The following is a 2,027-nucleotide window of genomic DNA, read 5'->3' on the forward strand; positions in this document are numbered from 1 at the left end:
GCGGTGCATCGGTCGAGGTGGTCGTACGCGTAGGTGTAGCTGCTGCCGTTGGTGTCGGTCCAGGAGGTGATGCGTGCGTGCTCGTCGTAGGTGAAGCGGAGGGGCTTGCCGGAGGAGTTGGTGACGTCGGTGAGGTGTCCGTCGGTGTAGCCGTAGGCGAGGATGCGGGGGCCGCCGTCGAGGTGGAGGGCGGTGATGCGGCCGTCGGTGGTGTCGTAGCGGAGGCGGTAGCCGCCGGAATGGGACATGCCGAGCGGGGTGCCCTGCGCGTCGTAGTCGAAGGTGATCAGGTTGCCGTTGCGGTCTTCGAGCTGGGTGATGGGCGCGATGCCGTTGCCGTCCGGGTCGCCGGCAGGTGCGGTGAAGCGGCGTATGTGACCTGTGGCGTGGTCGGTGAGGGTCCAGTCGCCGTCGGGGGTGCGCTCCAGCGGATGGGGAGGCGCGGACGGGGAGGCCGGGAGTACTGGGATGCCGGGGGCCGGATGCGGGTAGGGGACGACGAGTCCGTCCTCGGTGACGAGCACGACGCCCTCGGCGTCCACCTCGAGGTGCTGGTCGACCGTCGACGCCCAGGTGGGGCCGAACCAGCGGCCCGCGGTGTATCCGGATTCGGCGCGGCGGGTGAACGCCAACGGAAGCACGCCGGGAAGCACGACGTCGGTCTGCGGCAGGAACATCCGGCCCGTCGCCAGATCGACGGGATCCGTGCCGTCGCACCGCTTCTCGCAGTCAGGCGTCTTGCCCTGGTTCGGTCCGTCCGCGTCGTTCTGCTTCCGCGCCGGTCCTTTGGCGTCGTCGAGGTGCTTGGCGTCGTCGAGGTGTTTGGCGGCGGTGGCGGCCTTCTTCGCGGAGCCTGCGCCTTTGGAGCCGATGAGTTCGGGGAGGAGTTTGCCGATGCCTTCGGTGGGGTCCTTCATGAAGTCGTCGAGCATTTGCTTGCCCGCGCCCCAGGGGTCGTTGACCATCGTGACCAGGCCTGCGACGGTGGAGTTCAGGTTGGTCCGATACTCGGCGGGGTGGGCGAGGTTGTACGGGTCGTAGGGGTTCACGCTCCGTGCGAAGCTGACCATGCCTGCGGTGCCCTTGATGACGCCGCCGGTGAGGTGGGTCTTGGCGAGGTCGATGTAGTCGAGGCCGTCGGCGAGCTGTTCGGCGTACGAGGGCTTGGGCGGGGCGGCGTCTCGGGCGGCCCTGACGGCGGTGCGGACGGTTTCGGCGACGTCGTTGCGCTGTGAGCGGGCGTCGTCGAGTTTGTCCTGGGCGGCGGCGGCCATGGCCTTGCCCGGGTCGTCGTAGGAGTCCGCCGGTCGGGGCGGCAGGGTCTCCTTCTTCGCCTCGTATGCGTCGCGGTAGGCGTCGACGAGCTTCTTGTGCGCGTTGTAGGCGTCCTGGGAGGCCTTCTTGGCCTTGTTGTAGTCGTCGAGGGCTTCCTTCGCCCTGCCCTGCGCCCACTCGACGGTCTCGGCGAAACGATTCATCGCCGCGGCGGCGTCACCGAAGGCCTTCGCGGCCTTGAACCAGCGCGGCGGCTCCTTCGCCACCGACTCCCGGAACGCGGTCGCGGCCTCGCCCTTGAGCCCGTCCGGCTCGGCCAGGTTCTTCAAACCGTTGCCGACGGAGGTGAAAGCCTTCTGGAAGTCGTTCAGGTGCCCGACCTGCTCGCGGATCTTCGAAGGGCTGCCGTAGACCAGCTTCTTGGGGTCCTCGGTCTGCCCGAGCTCGAGCTCGGCGACGTCCGCACCGAGCTGGTTGGCCGCCGAACGGCTCTTCTCCCGGACCCAGTCCGCACCACTGTCCCAACCGACGTCCTCGGCGACGTCGGCGACCTTGTCACCGCTCCACTCGACGAAGTCACCGACCTTCTCCGCGCCGTCCTCGACAACGTCCTCGACCGAGTCCGGTACGAAATCCCGCCAGCCCATATCAGCCCTTACCCCCGCCGGCCTGGTCCAGCAGGTCCTTCAGCGATCCGATCCTTCCCGTCGAGGTCACCGTGTCCTTGGTGTCCGACCAGGTCTGCCCGATGT

Annotated in this window: 1 protein-coding gene; it reads right to left on the bottom strand. The window is 68.4% G+C overall.

Annotated elements, in window-relative coordinates; translation table 11 throughout:
- The coding region (locus tag AB0O53_RS38330; RefSeq protein WP_365201857.1) for a putative T7SS-secreted protein at window positions 1–1,922 on the bottom strand (1,922 nt) is incomplete at its 3' end.
- Between the last annotated feature and the right edge of the window lie 105 nt (window positions 1,923–2,027).

This window comes from Streptomyces erythrochromogenes (assembly GCF_040684695.1).
Classification (GTDB): Bacteria; Actinomycetota; Actinomycetes; order Streptomycetales; family Streptomycetaceae; genus Streptomyces; species Streptomyces erythrochromogenes_C.